Consider the following 17212-nt stretch of genomic DNA (forward strand, 5'->3'; position numbering starts at 1 on the left):
CGCACTTCCTGGTTACGGTAAAGAGAGAGGAGACGACGTACCGGGAGAGCGCATGAGCGACTATTCGGGTTCCAGGTTCGATTCGGCCAAGCACGGCGCCGGAGCCGTCCTGTCCGGTGCGCTCAGCGCGCTTCTCGTCATGGCGGCCATGCTCGCCGTGATGTGGTTCGTGGAAGGGGTCGACTTCTTCCTCGGCGGCTCGCTCGACCGGCAGTTCGGCATCGTGGGCTGGGAGCCCGACGGGCTGGTCGGGATCGTCTTCGCGCCCTTCCTGCATGTCGGCTTCGGGCACCTGGTGGCCAACTCCCTGCCGCTGCTGATCCTGGGTTTCCTGGCGGGGCTGCGTGACCTGCGCAAGTTCCTGTGGGCGAGTGTGCTGATCATCCTGATCGGCGGGCTGGGCACCTGGATGACCAGCCCGGAGGTGTACACGGTGGGGGCCAGCGGGCTGGTGTTCGGCTACTTCGGCTACATCCTGGCCCGTGGGCTGTTCGACCGGCGGCTGCTGGACATCGCGATCGGGATCGGCGTGGGGGTGGCGTACTGGGGGATCCTGGCCGGGCTGCTGCCGAACCAGGAGGGCATCTCCTGGCAGGGCCACCTGTTCGGGCTCATCGGCGGCGTGGTGGCCGCCTGGGTGCTGCGCCGCAAGCGCGCCCTGCCCCCGACCCGGGCCTCCTACCCCTTCTAGGCTCCACGAGGGCCTTCGGAGCGACGTTGCAGGTGGGAACGGGTGTGCTCGGCCGGTGAGGTGGACAGGAGACGGTCGATGTAGGCCAGGCCGACCGCCGAGAGCACGAACGCCAGGTGGATCAGCATCTGCCACATGATCTTGTCGTTCGGCGTCGACCCCGCCCTGATGAACGTCTGCAGCAGGTGCACCGACGAGATCCCGATGATGGCCGTGGCCAGCTTGACCTTCAGCACGTTCGCGTTGACGTGGGAGAGCCACTCCGGCTCGTCGGGGTGGTCGTTGAGGTCGATGCGTGAGACGAACGTCTCGTAGCCGCCGATGATCACCATGATCAGCAGGTTGGAGATCATCACCACGTCGATGAGCGCCAGCACCGTGAGCATGACCACGACCTCGGGGGCGGGCGCGCCGGCCGCCGGGGTCCCGTGCAGGAACACGGTGTCGATGAGGTGCCAGAGCTCCAGGACGAACTGGTAGACGTACACCGCCTGGGCCACGATGAGGCCGAGGTAGAGGGGGACCTGGAGCCAGCGGCTGGCGAACATGAGATGGCCGAGGCTCTTCGGCCGCGCGGTGCCCTGGCCGAAGGGGGATTTGTCGGGCAAGAACGTTTCCTAGTACTCGAGCCGGGGGAAGGCGAGTTGGCGAACCTGGGGGTCCCCGGAGCGCGCGATCATGAACGTGCGGTGGGAGGCCGGTCGGCCGATGCGCGTCAGAGGGCTCCTGGCCAAGCTCATGCCGGAAGCGCTGACGGCCGGCACCGACAGGTCGCCGGTGCCGGCCAGGTTCGCGCAGAGCGTCGAGGAGGACGCGCGGGCCCTCCTCGACGAACCGGCCCGCAGGACGGGCCGTGAGAAGGGCTAGAGGCGCTCGACCACGTGGTCGACGCACACCGTCAGCGCCTCGACGTCGGCCGGGTCGATGGCCGGGAACATCGCGATGCGCAACTGGTTGCGGCCCAGCTTGCGGTAGGGCTCGGTGTCGATGATGCCGTTGGCGCGCAGCACCTTGGCCACGGCCGCGGCGTCGACGTCGTCGTTGAAGTCGATCGTGCCGACCACCTGCGAGCGGAACTCGGGGGCGGCGAACGGCGTGGCGTACGCCGACTTCTCGGCCCAGGTGTAGAGCCGCGAGGCGGAGTCGGCCGTGCGGGCGGTGGTCCAGGCCAGGCCGCCGTTGCCGTTCATCCAGTCGAGCTGGTCGGCCAGCAGGAACAGGGTGGCCACCGCCGGGGTGTTGTAGGTCTGGTCTTTCGCGGAGTTGTCGATCGCGACCGGCAGGCTGAAGAACTCCGGCACGAACCGCCCGCTCGCGGCGATCTCCTCGACCCTGGCCAGGGCCCGCGGCGACATGATCGCGATCCACAGGCCGCCGTCGGAGGCGAAGCTCTTCTGCGGCGCGAAGTAGTAGACGTCGGTCTCGGCGAGGTCGACGGGCAGGCCGCCGGCGCCGGAGGTGGCGTCGACCAGCACCAGCGAGTCGTCGGAGCCCACGCGCCCGATCGGCATGGCCACGCCGGTCGAGGTCTCGTTGTGGGTCAGCGCGTAGGCGTCGACGCCGTCCTCGGTGACCGCGGCGGGGTGGGTGCCGACCTCCGACGTGATGACGCTCGGCTCGGCGAGCCACGGCGCCTTCTTGGTGACCGTGGCGAACTTCGAGGAGAACTCACCGAACGACAGGTGCTGGGACTTCTCGCGGACCAGCCCGAAGGCGGCGATGTCCCAGAACGCGGTGGTGCCGCCGTTGCCCAGCACCACCTGGTAGCCCTCCGGCAGCGAGAACAGGTCGGCCAGGCCGGAGCGCACGCGGCCGACCAGGTTCTTGACCGGCTTCTGGCGGTGCGAGGTGCCCATGAGGCTCGCGCCGGAGGCGGCGAGCGCGGCCAGTTGCTCGGTGCGAACCTTCGAGGGCCCACAGCCGAACCGGCCGTCGGTGGGCTTGATGTCAGCGGGAATCACGATGTCAGCCACGTAACGGAGCCTACCGACCGGCGTGGAATGGCTCGTACGCGGTCCGGATTCTGAGACCTGGAGATTCCCTCCCAGACCGGTTCAGATCACCCGGTCGTACGGGGAAAATCCGCCGGGCGGCGGGCCAGGACGGCGCAGGCGGGTCCGGGCAGCGAAACGGCTACCGCGGGCCGAGGAGAGGGCCGCGCGGTAGCCGTGGCAGGAGATCAGTACTTGCCGACGACCTCGTCGGCGCCCGTGAGCTCGCTGAGCGGGCGCGAGGCCGGGCCGATGTAGGTGGCGCTCGGGCGGACCAACCTGCCCGTGCGCTTCTGCTCCAGGATGTGCGCGGCCCAACCGGCCGTGCGCGCGCAGGTGAACATCGAGGTGAACATGTGGGAGGGCACCTCGGCGAAGTCGAGCACCACGGCGGCCCAGTACTCCACGTTCGTGGCCAGCACGCGGTCGGGCTTGCGCGCGTGCAGCTCCTCCAGGGCGGCCTGCTCCAGCGCCGCGGCGACCTCGTAGCGGGGTGCGTCGAGCTCCTTGGCGGTACGCCGCAGCACGCGGGCGCGGGGGTCCTCGGCGCGGTAGACGCGGTGGCCGAAGCCCATGAGACGGTTGCCCTTGTCGAGCTCGCTCTGGACGTACTTCTTGGCGTCGCCGAGCTGCTCCACACCCTCGATCATGTGCAGGACGCGGGCGGGGGCGCCGCCGTGCAGCGGACCCGACATGGCGCCGACGGCGCCGGAGAGCGCGGCGGCCACGTCGGCCCCGGTGGAGGCGATGACGCGGGCGGTGAACGTCGAGGCGTTCATGCCGTGCTCGGCCGCGGAGGTCCAGTAGGCGTCGATGGCCTTGACGTGCTTGGGATCAGGCTCACCGCGCCAGCGGATCATGAAGCGTTCGACGATGGTCTTGGCCTCGTCGACCCGGCTCTGCGGCACCATCGGCAGGCCGAGGCCCCGCGCGGACTGTGCGACGAAGGACAGGGCCATCACCGAGGCACGCGCGAGCTGGTCGCGGGCCTCCTCGTCACTGATGTCGAGCAGCGGCTTGAAGCCATAGGCCGGAGCCAGCATGGCCAGCGCACTCTGTACGTCTACGCGGATGTCACCGGAGTGGACAGGAATGGGGTAAGGCTCCGCCGGGGGCAGGCCCGGCTGGAACTTGTTGTCGACCAGCAGGCCCCAGACGTGCCCGAACGGGACACGGCCCACCAGCTCTTCGATGTCGACGCCCCGGTATCGAAGGGCGCCCCCTTCTTTGTCCGGTTCCGCGATCTCGGTCTCGAAAGCTACGACGCCTTCGAGCCCGGGTTTGAAGTCGGACATACTCGGCCGCCTCCCTTTCTTGCCATGTTTCGGCAACGCGATGCTGTGCCACTGTCGCGGCCGCTCCGGGATCGGCATGGATGCATGTCCGCCCTCCCCGAGCTCCTCCGCTATGTTGATGTCGAGATACCGGCGGGTCAATTTAACCCCCTAGCAGGTCACGGTCGGTCTCGGGACCCGCCGTTAGGACAAACCCGCTGGTGGGAGGGTTGTCTGGGATCCGCCACACGGGCGCGCAAGAATACCGTCTCGTGGATGCCACCCCGCGCCCGCCCACGTTGGCGGGGCTTCGCCGGACGTACGAGGGCGAGCCGTTGCTCGAATCAGACCTCGCGTCCGACCCGATCGCGCAGTTCACCGAATGGTTCCAGGACGCGCTCGACGCCGGCCTGCCGGAACCCAACGCCATGGTCCTGGCCACGGCCTCCGCCGGAGGGCGCCCGAGCGCCAGGACGGTCCTGCTCAAGGGCTACGACGAACGCGGATTCGTCTTCTACACCAACTACGAGTCGCGCAAGGGGCGCGACCTGGCCGAGAATCCCCGCGCGTCCCTGCTGTTCCCCTGGCACCCGCTACGCCGCCAGGTGCGCGTCGAGGGCACCGTGACGCGGCTGTCTCACGCGGAGTCGGCCGCGTACTTCGCGTCCCGTCCGTACGGGTCGCGCATCGGCGCCTGGGCCTCGCGCCAGTCGGCGGTGGTGAGGTCGAGAGAGGAGCTGGACGCCCGCTACGAGGAGCTGGCGGCGCGCTGGCCGGAGGATCCGCCGGTGCCCGACTTCTGGGGCGGTTACCGGGTGGCCCCCGTCGAGCTGGAGTTCTGGCAGGGGCAGCTCGACCGGATGCACGACCGCTTGCGCTACCGGCGTACGCGACCCGGCTGGGTCATAGAGAGACTTGCCCCTTAATGTTCCTAAAGTGGCATTCGGGGACCTGGTCAAACGTCATCTCATAGACACCCGGCCGCTGGGCGTCGTCGCGTACCGGCGGATCTGGCTCGGCCAGGCCGTGTCGCACATCGGCGTCGGCGTGACCGTCGTGGCCGTGGGACAGCAGGTCTTCGAGATCACCCAGTCGTCGCTGCACGTCGGGCTGCTCGGCCTGGCCAACCTGATCCCGCTGATCGTCTTCGGTCTGTGGGGCGGCGCCGTCGCCGACGCCGTCGACCGGCGCAAGCTGCTCATCGTGGGCTCGCTGATCGCCTGGGCGGCCACGCTGTTCATCCTCGTGCAGTCGCTGCTCGGCCTGGACAACGTCTACCTGATCTTCCTCGCGGTCGCGATCAACTCCACCGGCTTCGCCATCACCGGCCCGACCAGGGGCGCGATCATCCCCAGGATCCTGGAGCCGGAGCTGGTGCCCGCCGCCAACGCGCTCAACTCGCTGGTCTTCAGCCTCGGCGCGGTGGTGGGGCCGATGGTGGGCGCGGTCCTGCTCGGCCACGGCGGGTTCGCGGGCGCGTACGCGGTGGACGCCGTCCTGTTCGCCGGTAGCCTCTACGCGGCGCTCAGGCTGCCCTCACTGCCCCCACTGGGCGAGGTGAGCCGTCCGGGGGCGAGGGCTGTGGCGGAGGGGCTGAAATTCGTCGTCAGGAGCCCGGTGCTGCTGATGTCGTTCGTCGTGGACATCATCGCGATGGTGTTCGCCATGCCCAGGGCGCTCTTCCCCGAGATGACGGCCGAGCGCTTCGGCGGCTCGCTCGACGCGCTCGGCTGGATGACCGCGGCCATGGCCATCGGCTCCGTGGCCGGGGCGCTGTTCTCCGGCTGGGTCGGCAGGGTCAGGCGGCAGGGGGTCGCGCTGTCGGTCGTCATCGCCGTCTGGGGCCTGGCCGTGGCCGCCGCCGGGCTCTCGCACGAGCTGTGGCTCGTGGTGCTGTTCATGGCCATCGGCGGGGTGGCGGACGTCATCTCCTCGGTCTGGCGGCAGTCGATCCTCCAGCTGTACGCCCCCGACGAGATGCGCGGACGCCTGCAAGGGGCGTTCATGGTGGTCGTGGCCGGTGGGCCGCGCCTGGGCGAGCTGCGGGCCGGGGCGACCGCGACGGCGTTCGGGATGACGGGCGCCTGGGTGGGCGGCGGGCTCGCGTGCGCCGTCACCGTGCTGGTCGTCGGGCTCTCGGTGGCCGGATTCCGCAACTACCGGGCCCGGTAGGCGACCCTCGCCGCCTGGCGATCGGACAGAAAGCCCGGGTGGGCCGCTGATGAATGCGCCTTTTACCGCGCGGCTTACCGCGCTGCGTAAAAGAGAAGTGTTTGACGGCGTTGGTCGGATAGACATCCTCCCGTGCGATTCCCGCCTCTTGCCGTCCTCTGTTCAGAACGCGGACCGACGGCGGCGGGGCGAGGTCGAGCCGGGCGGGAAGGAACTCGGCCGCCCCGTTGTTGCCGACTTTTGCCATGGTCGGTCGTTCTCCCCATAGGGTTCTCTGTGATTCCCGGCGACTCCTGTGCCCGCAGCGGATGGGCTCAGTCCCCGCCACGACCGGCGTACCATTCAGTTGGGAGGAGTCTTGACCGCACACGGCCTGATCGACACCACGGAGATGTATCTCCGTACGATTTACGAGCTCGAAGAGGAGGGCATCGTCCCTCTTCGCGCCCGCATCGCGGAGCGCCTCCAGCAGAGCGGCCCCACCGTCAGCCAGACCGTCGCCCGCATGGAGCGTGACGGGCTGGTCCGCGTCGAAGGTGACCGGCACCTGTCGATGACCGAGCTCGGCCGCACGCTGGCCACCCGCGTCATGCGCAAGCACCGCCTGGCCGAATGCCTGCTCACGCAGGTGATCGGGCTGCCCTGGGAAGAGGTGCACATCGAGGCGTGCCGCTGGGAGCACGTGATGTCCGAGTCCGTCGAGTCACGCCTGGTGACGCTGCTCGACAATCCGACCGTCTGCCCCCACGGCAACCCGATCCCCGGGCTGGCCGAGCTGGGCGCCAGAGAGCCGGCCGAGAGCGCCGCCGACACGCTGACGACGATGAGCGACCTCGCGGGCACCCGTGACATACCCGTTGTCGTGCGGCGAATCAGCGAACAAGTGCAAAGTGATCCTGCTGTGATGCTTAAACTCAAGCAAGTTGGGATACAACCCGGACGCGAGGTGACGCTCGCGGCGAGCGACGACGGTGTACGGGTGACAGGTGACGGAGACGCGAAGGACACGCCCGCGGAGCTTCCGCGCGATGTCGCCGCGCACGTTTTTGTCTCCAAGCGCTGACGCGCGCGCGGCCACTTGGTTGAATCCCTCCTGGGAGGCCCTCCACTCTCCCCTGGCCAAGACTGTTGCAGGAGCGCCCGTGGTCCGCTTTGCATACACGCCACCTCGAGGAGTGGTCTCCGGATGACGCGATGGGGGGATCTGTCACAGGAAACGGCTGATCACCTTGCTGCCGGATCCGTGCTCGACCAGGCCGAGATGGCGGTGGTCGTCACCGACCGGTTCAGCAATCTGCTCTATTGGAACCCGTTCGCCGAGAGCCTCTTCGGCCGGCAGGGCAGGCCCGCCTCGCGCGACGGGTCGATCCTTTCGCTCGGGATCCTGGAGAAGGATCACCCGCAGGCGATCGAGCTGGCCAAGCACGTGCTCAAGGGCGGCGTGTGGGAGGGCACGTTCGACGTCAGGCGCGGCGACGGCACCATCGTCTACGTCCGCGCGCAGGCCGTGCCGCTGCGCCACCCGTCCGGGTCGGTGTCGGGGATCGTCGTCATGGCCCGCGAGGCGCTGCGCAGCAACGAGCGCGAGAACGACCGCTTCGGGCTGCTCGAGCGCATCGGCGAGCGGCTGGCGGGCTCGCTCTACGTCGAAGAGACGCTCAAGCGGGTCGCCGAGATGCTCGTCCCCCAGTTCGCCGACCACTGCTTCATCGAGCTGACCGAGGGCGACCGGCTCGTCCGCAGGGTCTCTCAGCACGTGCAGGGGTGGACGCCGCCGTCGGGAACATGGAAGCCGGTGGGCGCGGAGATCCGCTACCCTTCCGGCCACTACGCCGAAACCGCGTTGCGCCGCCAGGAGACGATCCTCGTCGAAGACTTCGCCGGCAACCGCTACCCGGCGCCCCACGAGGGCAGCGCGCGTCTGTGCGGTGAGGTCGGCATGACCTCCGCCATCGTGGCGCCGCTGCTGGTGCGCGGCGAGACGCTCGGCCTGATGTACCTCGGCCTGTCCAACCTCACCGACCGCCGCAGCCCTCACTACGACGCCTTCGACCGCGACTTCGTGGGCGCCATCGCCACCAGGGTCGCGCTCGCGATCGACAACGCGCTGCTGTTCGAGGAAGAGCGCCACACGGCGGAGTCGTTCCAGAAATACCTGCTGCCGCGCGCCCTGCCGCAGCTCGACGGGCTGCAGATCGCCGTGCGCTACTACCCGGCCGCCCCGCTGGCCTCCCACGGGCAGGGCATCCAGACCCAGGTCGGCGGCGACTGGTACGACGTCATCCCGCTGTCCGCCGGCCGCGTCGGCATCGTGATCGGCGACGTCGAGGGCAGGGGCGCCAAGGCCGCGGCCATCATGGGCCAGCTCCGGGCGGCGCTGCGTGCCTTCGCGCAGGACGACAAGTCCCCGGCCGACATCCTGGCCAGGCTCGACGAGTGGACCCGCATCATCGCCACCCCCGAGTACGACGACAACGGCGCCGAGATCAGCATCCCACCCATCGTGACCTGCCAATATCTGGTCTACGACGCCTGGTCCAGGCAGCTCTCCTTCGCCAACGCCGGGCACGCCCCGCCGCTGCTGCTGGTCGACGGCCAGTGTGTCGAGCTCGACATCGAGGAGGTCGGCCAGCCGCTCGGCGTGCGCGCCAAGGGCCTGCACGCCGACCTGGTCTACAAGGAGGAGACGCGGACGCTGCCGCCCGGCGCCGCGCTGCTGCTCTACACCGACGGCCTGATCGACCGCCGCCCGACCCGCGAGGGCCGGATGCCGAGCGACGACGAGACGCTCGGCGTGCTCTGCGAGGAGCTCGCCAAGGTCTCAGAAGCGGAGGTCGAGCGCATCGCCGACGCCGCCACGGTGGCGGTGCCCGGTGAGATCGACGACGACATGGCCATCCTCGTGGTCCGCTCCAGCGACGTCGACCTCGACGTCGAGGCCCGCACGTTCCCGGCCCAGCCGATCATGGTGGGCGAGGCGCGCCGCATGGCCGCGGAGGCGTTCGCGAGCTGGAACGTGCCCGAAGAGCGGGCCGAGCTGGCCTGCCTGCTGGTCTCCGAGGTCGTGACCAACGTGGTGCTGCACGCCGCCACCGCCGGGGTGCCGCGCAGGGAGCTGGTCGTGGAAGGGCCGCCGCTGCCGTTCGAGGAGTCCTGGGACATGCCGGGCTTCGAGGACGAAGTGGTCGGCGACAAGGAGTTCACGCTGCGGCTGCGCAGGGGCGAGGAGTCGGTCTGGGTCGAGGTGTTCGACCAGGACCTGCGCCTGCCCCGCATCCGCAGCGCCGGGGAGAACGACGAGGGCGGTCGCGGCCTTTACCTGGTCGACCAGCTTGCCCGGCGTTGGGGCTCGCGTCCCACCAGGGAAGGCAAAGCCGTCTGGTTCGAGATTCCCACCCGTGGCAGGTGAGTGATTCACTGGCGCCATGGAGCTGGCCTTCGAACGACGGGGCACGGGCGCGCCGCTGATCCTCATCCACGGCATCGGCCACCACTGGCAGGGGTGGCTGCCGGTGATCGACCGGCTGGCCGTGGCACGCACGGTGATCGCGATCGACCTGCCCGGCTTCGGGGCCTCTCCCGGGCTGCCCGAGGGCATCCCCTACACGGCCGAGTCGCTGGCCGACGCGGTCGAGTCGTTCTGCGCCCTGCTCGGCGTGCGCGAGCCGCACGTGGCGGGCAACTCACTGGGCGGCTACATCGCGCTGGAGCTGGCCTCGCGCGGTGTCGTACGGACGGCCACCGCACTGTCCCCCGCGGGCTTCTGGACGCGTTCTGAGTTGGTCTACTGCCAGGCGGTGTTGCGCGCCCTGCGCGCCTCGGCCCGTTCCATGTCGGTGGAGACGCTGGTCAAGACGGCGGAGAGCCGCTACCTGCGCGCGGTCTCCGCCGGGGTCCTGGTCGCCCATCCCTCCCGGCTCGACCCGGCCGCGCTGGTCGCCGCCACGCGGGCGCTGGGGGAGGCGGCCGGCTTCGACGAGACGCTGGAGTCGTTCGGCGGCCTGATGCCGCCCGCCCCGCCGAAGTCGCCCATCACGATCGCGTGGGGTGAGCACGACCGGCTGCTGCTGCGCCGCCAGGCCGTACGCGCGGCGCGCTGGTCGGGGCAGCGGGTCAAGCTCCTCAAGGGGTGCGGGCACCTGCCGATGAGCGACGACCCCGAGTTGGTCACCCGGGTCGTGCTCGGCGGTTAGACCTTGGTCTGGCCCCAGAGCAGCAACATGACGATGACGAACACGATCATCACGCCGGCGTAGCCGACCGGGCCGAGGCGGATGGCCCGGCGTACGCGGTTGAGTGCCCAGGCGACCAGCAGCGCCAGGAAGACCAGGAGGATCAGGCCGGCGTCCATGGTCTCCAGTATGCGGTCTGACCCGGCCCGCCGCGCGGTGACCGGTCAGAATCCGAATGACCGGCCGATGATCTCTTTCATGATCTCCGTGGTGCCGCCGTAGATCGTCTGTACGCGGCTGTCGAGCCACGCCTTGGCGACCGGGTACTCCATCATGTAGCCGTAGCCGCCGTGGAGCTGGAGGCAGCGGTCGACGACCCTGGTCTGCAGCTCGGTCGTCCACCACTTGGCCTTGGCGGCGTCCACGGCGGTGAGGCGGCCCGCGTTGAGCGCCAGGATGCACTTGTCGACGTAGTGGCGGGCGATCTCGGTCTCGGTGGCCAGCTCCGCCAGCACGAACCGGGTGTTCTGGAACGAGCCGATGCTCCGGCCGAACGCCTGGCGGGTCCGGCAGTACTCGATCGTCTGGGCCAGCACGGTCTCCGCCGCGGCCACCGCCGCCACGGCGATCGACAGGCGTTCCTGGGGCAGGTTGTTCATGAGCTGGACGAAGCCTTCGCCCTCGTTCGGGCCGAGGCGGTTGGCGACGGGCACGCGTACGCCGTCGAAGAACAGCTCGGCCGTGTCCTGGGCCTTCATGCCGACCTTCTCCAGGTTCCGTCCGCGCCCGAACCCCTCCATGCCCCGCTCCACCACGACCAGCGAGATGCCTCTGGCGCCCGCCTCGGGGTCGGTCTTGGCGACCACGACGACGAGATCGGCGTTGACGCCGTTCGTGATGAACGTCTTCTGCCCGCTGACGACGTAGTGGTCGCCCTCGCGGACGGCCGTCGTCCTGATCCCTTGCAGGTCGCTGCCGGCCCCGGGTTCGCTCATGGCGATGGCGGTGATCAGCTCGCCGCTCGCGAAGCCCGGCAGCCAGCGCTGCCGCTGCTCCTCGCCGGTGAGATCCACCAGGTACGGGGCCATGACGTCGTTGTGCAGCGAGAAGCCCAGCCCGGTGGCGCCGTTGGCGATGATCTCCTCGACGACGACCGCGTTGTAGCGGAAGTCCCTGATGCCCGCGCCGCAGTACTCCTCGGGCACCGAGAACCCGAACATGCCCAGTTCCCCGGCCTTCTTCCAGACCTCGCGCGGGACGATGCCGTCCTTCTCCCATTGCGGGTGGTGGGGCACGACCTCGCGGGCCATGAACTCGCGTACGGTCTCGCGGAAGAGCAGGTGTTCCGCGTCGAAGAGGTCACGCTGCATCGGTCGCCTCCAGCGGCAGAATTCTGTTCTGTTACTGCCAGGTATACCCGGTGCCGAACGCCGTGGACACGGGTTCATCACAAGTGCCGGGAGACGCGGCGTTCGACGGGTGTTGAGTGTTCTCCGACTCTAGGATCGACCTTCGTTCTGTTCGTGGGTGATCGGAGTCTCCGTGAGTCGGTGGCGCAGGGCGTTGATCGCCGCATCCGTGGGGTCCGTGGCGAGCTTAGGTTTCGTGGTGCTGCCGAACGTACCGGCGTCGGCCGCGCCCGCGGACCTGTCCATCGAGTACAAGTGCGTCGCGATCGAGAACGAAGGCAGCATCGTCCGGCACGGCCCCGTCTGGCTCACCACCAACCTCGCCTTCGCCACGGACCTCACGGTCGGTGACCCGCTCAACCTCACCTGGAAGCTGGGCTACGACACCGCGGAGCCCGGCCGCCTCCAGGCGCCCGGCTACTTCGCCACCGGTGGCCAGGTGCACGCCACCGGCTACGTCGAGCACCGCAAGGACGAGGTGAACGTCCTCATGCCCCGGGGCGTCTCCGACGCGCACGGCCCGCTGCGCCCCGACGACCCGCTCACGCCGCCCCAGACGCTGAGCGACCCCGCCCTGACCGACGAGGCGGGCGTCATCACGATCACGCCGGGGGACATCGAGCTCGACTTCACCCCGCCCGACGGCGTGGTGGTCGTCAACGACGGGGACGACGCCGACAACCCGAGCGACCTGCGGATCGTCTACAGCGACGACCAGTGGGAGTCGCGCGTCGGCCGCCCCGAGTCGGAGAACCACAAGCACAACGACCTGCACGAGGCCAGCCAGAAGGACGCCAGCGCCACCCTCACCTTCGTCGGCACCAACGTGCGCTACATGGGCCCGACCGACAAGGACTCCAGCCCGGTCGACGTCTTCATCGACGACAAGAAGGTCGCCACGGTGAATCCGTCGCGCGACGCCGATGACAACCCGGTCAACGACGACCTCGACGGCGGCAAGATCCTGTACGACTCGCCGACGCTGAAGTACGGCGAGCACACGATCAGGCTGGTCAAGGCCGCGGAAGAGGGCCTGATGTGGCTCGACTCGTTCGAGGTCTCGACCACGGCGGCCAAGACGCCGACCGGCTACCACGCCGCCAAGTGCAGCCCTGTCGGCGCGCCGACGTCGGTCGAGGTGACCGTACGGCCGAAGCCCGACCCCACCGACACCTCGACGGACGACCCCGACGACCCGGGCCAGGACGACCCCGGCGACTCCACGCCTCCCGCCGACGCCACCGTCGGCGGTGACCAGGTGATCGTGCTGCCGCAGTCGTCGACCTCGTCCTCGACCTCTTCCACGCCCAAGAGCACCGGACCGACCGCCACCAACTACTACAAGGCCCAGGTCGCCAACACACCCAGCGGCGGCGTGGAGACCGGGGTGGCCCCGGACGCGGCGGGCCATCCGTACGGGCTCATGGCCGGCGGCATGGCCGTCGTGCTCGGCAGCGCCGGCGGCGGACTGCTGCTGCGCCGCCGACAGGCCGGACACGCGGGAGGAACGCGCTGATGGCCGACCAGGAAACACCGCAGCCGGAGAACGCGCTGCCGTCCACGCCGGAGAACACGCCGATGGCCGGGCAGAAGCCGCCGACGCCAGAGAACCCGCCACCGTCCGGGCACAAGGCACCGACGCCGGAGAGCCCGCCATCGTCCGGGCAGAAGACGCCGATGCAGCGGGCGCTGCCCGGCCTGCTCATCGCCGGGTCGCTCGGCGGCGTCGGCCTGGTCATGGTGAGCCTGCTCTCGCTGGCGCCCAGGGTCGACGACGGCTCGCAGCCGCTCGTGGCGGCCCAGGACGCGCCGAGCAGGGTGGAGGTGGCGAACGCGGGCGCGTTCGTCCTCCCGCCGACGGTCGGCCCCGGCGGCAAGAACGTCCCTCTGACCCCGGCCCGCCTGGACGCGCCGCCGCCGCTGCCCGCCGTCCCGGTCGTCTCGCCGATCCCCTCGGCCAAGACCAAGACCGCCAAGGCCCACCCGACCCGCATCAAGATCCCCAAGATCAAGGTGAACGCCCCCGTCGGCTCGGTCGCGCTGGACGCCAAGGGCCGGCTCGGCACACCGCCGCTCGGCAAGCCGAACCAGACGGGCTGGTACAAGCTCTCGCCCGTGCCCGGCGAACTCGGCCCGTCGATCATCAACGGCCACGTGGCCACCCGCAACGGCCCCGCCGTCTTCGACCGCCTCAGGGAACTGGCGAAGGGCGACCAGATCTACGTCTACCGGTCGGACGGGAAGGTCACCCGCTTCACGGTGAGCGGGATCGAGCAGGCCGGCAAGACCTCGTTCCCGACCCAGCGGGTGTACGGCAACACCGACAACTCCCAGCTCAGGCTCATCACGTGCGGCGGCGTCTACAACAAGACGACGCATCACTACACAGACAACATCGTCGTGTACGCAACGTTGTCAAAGAAGAAGACATGAGGGAAAGTTGGTGCAGAATTGGCGGTTTACGGGAACTTGACGAGGACAGTTCGTAGGATCTCTACCTAACCGTGACCAACTGCTGGAATTCTGGCACGACTGTTGACACTGCTTTGAAACGGAGAAGCACCCGTGCTTACGTCCCGGGCGGGGCACCGCCTCGTGCACAAGACATCCGCGTTGGGACTGATGGGCGCGCTCGTCGCCTTCGTTTGCTCCATCTTCGCCGTGGCTACGCCCGCATCGGCAGCGGCAGCGGCGACGAAGCAGTTCAGCTACACGTGCACCGGCGGGCCGTTCACGTTCGGCAACGAGCCCATCAGCGTCGGGCTCAGCGCGCCTGACTCGGTGGCGGCGGGCGGGACGTTCGACCTGACTGTGAGCCTGCCTGCGCTGACGCTGGCGACCGCTCCCACCGCCAGCACCACCGTCCAGGCCAACTTGACGCTCACTGCGACCGGCGGCACGGCGGACGCCGGAGCGAAGACCGGCGCGACGGTGACGTCCGGCAGCACCAACGTGCCCGCCGGGAATGTCACGTACAGGATCACAGCTACCACGGGCACGACGACCAAGGTCAGTGTGGACCCAGGTACGCTGACCCTGGCCCTTGCGAGTGCCACGGGCACCACGACCTCCTGCACCACGACGTCGACCGAGGTCCTGGACGTCACGATCGGGACCGGCGGCGGCACCGGGGACGACATCGTCGCCTACGACTGCACGCTCCCCAGCGGCGGAACCGACACCAACTACCCCGCCGACGTGGACATCAAGGTCGTTCTGACGCCCCCTACCAGCGCCTCGGCCAACGCGGACGCCTCGATCACGTGGGCAGGCACCATCCAGACCACGGGTGACCCGCTGAGCGCTCCGACCGGCTTCCCCACCGGCGCCAAGCTCTTCGCCACGATCAAGGCGAGCGGTGCGGGCGCCCCGGCGACCGCGACCGGCGAGGCCACGCTCACCGGCGTCACGGCGGGCTCGGAGATCACGACGCTGCCCAGCGTCACCGTCAAGGTCAAGCCCACCACCACCGGCACCGTGACGCTGACCGCGGGCGACCTGACCTTCGGCACCTCGTCCACCTCGCCGGCGATCAGGTGCACCGCACCCACGACCGGTCTCAAGGCGTACACGTTCACGGTGACCAACGGGTCGACGAGCCCCTCTCCCACGCCCAGCGCGACCACCACCACCCCGCGTCCCACCACGACCCGCACCGCGACGGTGACCGTCACGCCGTCCTCGTCCACCAGCACCACCAGGAGTTCTGAGACTCCCAAGGCCGGGGCGGACACCGGGGCCGGGGGGATGATGGGGCCTGACGGGCGGGTGTTCATCCTGACCGGCACCGCGCTGGTGGCGGCGGCCGCCGTGGGTGGGCTGGTCATTCGACGCCGTTCCATCAAGGGCTGACGAGCTGTGTCGGGCTACTATCCGTACGGCGGCGCCCCAGCGCCCGCTCCGCCACCCGAGGACAAGGGCGGCGCCGCGCTCAGGACCGTCCTGGTCGTGGCCGCCATCGCCGGTGTGGTGACGGTCGTGGCCGGGCTGCTGATCGTGCTGAGGTCCCCCGACGAGTACGGCCTGCAGAGCAGCCGCGAGGCCCTGAACCTGCAGACGCAGCCCAAGCAGACCGCCCAGCCGGAGCAGGCGCTCTTCCAGGCTCCGGCCGACGTGCCGCCACCGCTGCCGCAGATCACCCCGGCGCCGCCCATGCTGCCCTCCACCCCGGTCAGGCTCGTGGTCAAGCGGCTCGGCATCAACGCGCCGATCAAGTCCGTGGGGCTGGCCAGGGACGGCACGATCGAGGTGCCCCCGTCCGACAACCACAACCTGGTCGGCTGGTACCGGAACATGTCCACCCCCGGTGAGGCCGGCCCCGCCGTGCTGCTCGGGCACAAGGACACCCGGACGCGCAGCGCCGTGTTCGCCCGCTTGCCCGAGCTGAAGAACGGCGACACCATCGAGGTCAAGCGCCAGGACAAGACCACCGCGGTGTTCACCGTCGGCGGCATCGAGCAGGCGAGCAAGAAGACGTTCCCGACCCAGCGGGTCTACGGGGCGCAGGAGAACGCCCAGCTTCACCTCATCACCTGCGGTGGCACCTACGATCGGTCCACCGGACACTACACCGACAACGTCATCGTCTACGCGACGATGACGAGCTCCTATCGAAGCTGAGCGCCGGAGGCGGGCATGGGCTGGATGACGAAGCGGAGACTGCGTACTGGCCCGACGGCCGTGCTTCCCGCGAAACCGGACCTCGACGAGTTGCTGCGCATCGTCCGACTGGCCGACCCCGGCGCCCGGCGCGAGGGCGACGACATCGTGGCGGCCGACGCACGCGTGTGCGCCCCCGTTGAGGCCGAGCCCGCCCTGACCGGCGGAGAGCTGGAGAAGGGATGGGCGGTGCGGGTGGCCGCCGAGGGGCCGCTGCCGGTCAACTTCTTCGATCGGTTCCTGGCCGAAGGGCTGGCGTTCCGGCTCAACGGGCTCGCGGTGTGCCGGGGTGAGGTGAGCGATCCGGCCGACGACGGTGAGGGCGGCCCCGCGGTCATCCTGCCGGTACGGCCCACGCCCGAGGAACTCGCGCCCCTGCTGGAGCAGGAGGAGGAAGGGGTGGCGTTCACGGCCGGCGAGATCCGGGCCGTGCTGGTGCCGGAGAAGGGGCAGCCCCCGGCCGTACAGGAGTTGTTGCCCTTCGCCACCGAGCTGACCGCGATCGAGTTGCGCGGCGACGAGCCCGTCAAGCTCGGCGCGCTCGCCCTGGAGCTGTCGGAGGCGCTGAACGGCATCGCCGTGGACCGGTGGCGGTTCCGGATCGACGCCGCCGAGGACCTCGTGTCGTCCGGGGCCCCGAAGGACGCTGCGGAGGCCCCGGAGGACGTGAGCACCGCGGACGACGCTGAGGACGACGTGGAGGACGTCGCTGAGGACGTCGCAGAGGACGGCGAAAGCGACGGCCAGAACGACGGTGAAAGCGACGGCGAGAAGGGGTCGAAGGGTCGCGAGGACGCCTGATCGCCCTGCCGCGAGCAGCGCCAGAACGTCGTTCTGTTGTACG

The 17212-nt window shown here is 69.6% G+C and carries 17 protein-coding genes; 12 read left to right on the top strand and 5 right to left on the bottom strand.

Annotation, left to right across the window (positions count from 1 at the left end):
- Positions 1–52 precede the first annotated feature (52 nt).
- Positions 53–691 carry a rhomboid family intramembrane serine protease gene (locus tag ABD844_RS02555; RefSeq protein WP_344872490.1) on the top strand — a complete coding sequence of 213 codons (639 nt, stop codon included), beginning with the start codon at positions 53–55 and terminating at the stop codon, positions 689–691.
- On the opposite strand, the gene ABD844_RS02560 is transcribed toward ABD844_RS02555, so the two are convergent.
- Positions 688–1299: a TIGR00645 family protein gene (locus ABD844_RS02560; RefSeq protein WP_344872492.1), complete on the bottom strand. Its 612-nt coding sequence runs from the start codon at positions 1297–1299 to the stop codon at positions 688–690. The two genes, ABD844_RS02555 and ABD844_RS02560, sit on opposite strands and share 4 nt — an antisense overlap.
- A 70-nt stretch (positions 1300–1369) precedes the next feature.
- Between ABD844_RS02560 and ABD844_RS02565 the strand changes: the two genes are divergently transcribed.
- On the top strand, positions 1370–1558 hold the full coding sequence (locus ABD844_RS02565; RefSeq protein ID WP_344872494.1) for a hypothetical protein: 189 nt from the start codon (positions 1370–1372) through the stop codon (positions 1556–1558).
- Here the strand turns inward: ABD844_RS02565 and serC are convergent.
- Entirely contained in the window at positions 1555–2664 is a 1110-nt protein-coding gene (serC, locus tag ABD844_RS02570) for a phosphoserine transaminase (protein WP_344872496.1), read from the bottom strand. The two genes, ABD844_RS02565 and serC, sit on opposite strands and share 4 nt — an antisense overlap.
- A gap of 206 nt (positions 2665–2870) precedes the next feature.
- The gene (locus tag ABD844_RS02575) at positions 2871–3977 is read right to left on the bottom strand and encodes a citrate synthase 2 (protein WP_344872498.1); all 1107 of its coding nucleotides are present in this window, start codon (positions 3975–3977) and stop codon (positions 2871–2873) included.
- 251 nt (positions 3978–4228) lie between these two features.
- Here ABD844_RS02575 and pdxH point away from each other — a divergent pair, with 251 nt between their 5' ends.
- The 5 genes from pdxH to ABD844_RS02600 all read left to right on the top strand — a co-directional run bounded on the left by pdxH (position 4229) and on the right by ABD844_RS02600 (position 10321).
- Complete coding sequence (pdxH, locus tag ABD844_RS02580) at positions 4229–4882, top strand: pyridoxamine 5'-phosphate oxidase (RefSeq protein ID WP_344872500.1); 654 nt, start codon at positions 4229–4231, stop codon at positions 4880–4882.
- A gap of 10 nt (positions 4883–4892) precedes the next feature.
- Positions 4893–6128 carry an MFS transporter gene (locus tag ABD844_RS02585; RefSeq protein WP_344872502.1) on the top strand — a complete coding sequence of 412 codons (1236 nt, stop codon included), beginning with the start codon at positions 4893–4895 and terminating at the stop codon, positions 6126–6128.
- A 358-nt stretch (positions 6129–6486) separates the two neighbouring features.
- Positions 6487–7191: an iron-dependent transcriptional repressor DtxR gene (locus tag ABD844_RS02590; RefSeq protein ID WP_344872504.1), complete on the top strand. Its 705-nt coding sequence runs from the start codon at positions 6487–6489 to the stop codon at positions 7189–7191.
- Positions 7192–7314: 123 nt separating this feature from the next.
- Complete coding sequence (locus tag ABD844_RS02595; protein WP_344872506.1) at positions 7315–9537, top strand: ATP-binding SpoIIE family protein phosphatase; 2223 nt, start codon at positions 7315–7317, stop codon at positions 9535–9537.
- A gap of 16 nt (positions 9538–9553) precedes the next feature.
- Positions 9554–10321 carry an alpha/beta fold hydrolase gene (locus ABD844_RS02600; RefSeq protein ID WP_344872508.1) on the top strand — a complete coding sequence of 256 codons (768 nt, stop codon included), beginning with the start codon at positions 9554–9556 and terminating at the stop codon, positions 10319–10321.
- Here the strand turns inward: ABD844_RS02600 and ABD844_RS02605 are convergent.
- The gene (locus tag ABD844_RS02605) at positions 10318–10479 is read right to left on the bottom strand and encodes a hypothetical protein (RefSeq protein ID WP_344872509.1); all 162 of its coding nucleotides are present in this window, start codon (positions 10477–10479) and stop codon (positions 10318–10320) included. The two genes, ABD844_RS02600 and ABD844_RS02605, sit on opposite strands and share 4 nt — an antisense overlap.
- Positions 10480–10524: 45 nt before the next feature.
- Positions 10525–11670 carry an acyl-CoA dehydrogenase family protein gene (locus ABD844_RS02610; protein WP_344872511.1) on the bottom strand — a complete coding sequence of 382 codons (1146 nt, stop codon included), beginning with the start codon at positions 11668–11670 and terminating at the stop codon, positions 10525–10527.
- Positions 11671–11887: 217 nt separating this feature from the next.
- Here ABD844_RS02610 and ABD844_RS02615 point away from each other — a divergent pair, with 217 nt between their 5' ends.
- From ABD844_RS02615 to ABD844_RS02635, 5 genes are all read left to right on the top strand, one after another.
- A complete protein-coding gene (locus ABD844_RS02615) occupies positions 11888–13225 on the top strand; it encodes a hypothetical protein (RefSeq protein WP_344872513.1) in 1338 nt (445 codons plus the stop codon).
- A complete protein-coding gene (locus ABD844_RS02620) occupies positions 13225–14142 on the top strand; it encodes a class F sortase (RefSeq protein ID WP_344872515.1) in 918 nt (305 codons plus the stop codon). The genes ABD844_RS02615 and ABD844_RS02620 overlap by 1 nt, the downstream gene beginning before the upstream one ends.
- A 228-nt stretch (positions 14143–14370) precedes the next feature.
- Entirely contained in the window at positions 14371–15561 is a 1191-nt protein-coding gene (locus ABD844_RS02625; protein WP_344872517.1) for a hypothetical protein, read from the top strand.
- A gap of 6 nt (positions 15562–15567) precedes the next feature.
- Positions 15568–16329, top strand: a complete 762-nt coding sequence (locus ABD844_RS02630; RefSeq protein ID WP_344872519.1) for a class F sortase — start codon at positions 15568–15570, stop codon at positions 16327–16329.
- Positions 16330–16353: 24 nt separating this feature from the next.
- Complete coding sequence (locus tag ABD844_RS02635; RefSeq protein ID WP_344872521.1) at positions 16354–17169, top strand: hypothetical protein; 816 nt, start codon at positions 16354–16356, stop codon at positions 17167–17169.
- Positions 17170–17212: the final 43 nt, after the last annotated feature.

The organism is Nonomuraea antimicrobica (assembly GCF_039536965.1).
Lineage (GTDB): Bacteria > Actinomycetota > Actinomycetes > Streptosporangiales > Streptosporangiaceae > Nonomuraea > Nonomuraea antimicrobica.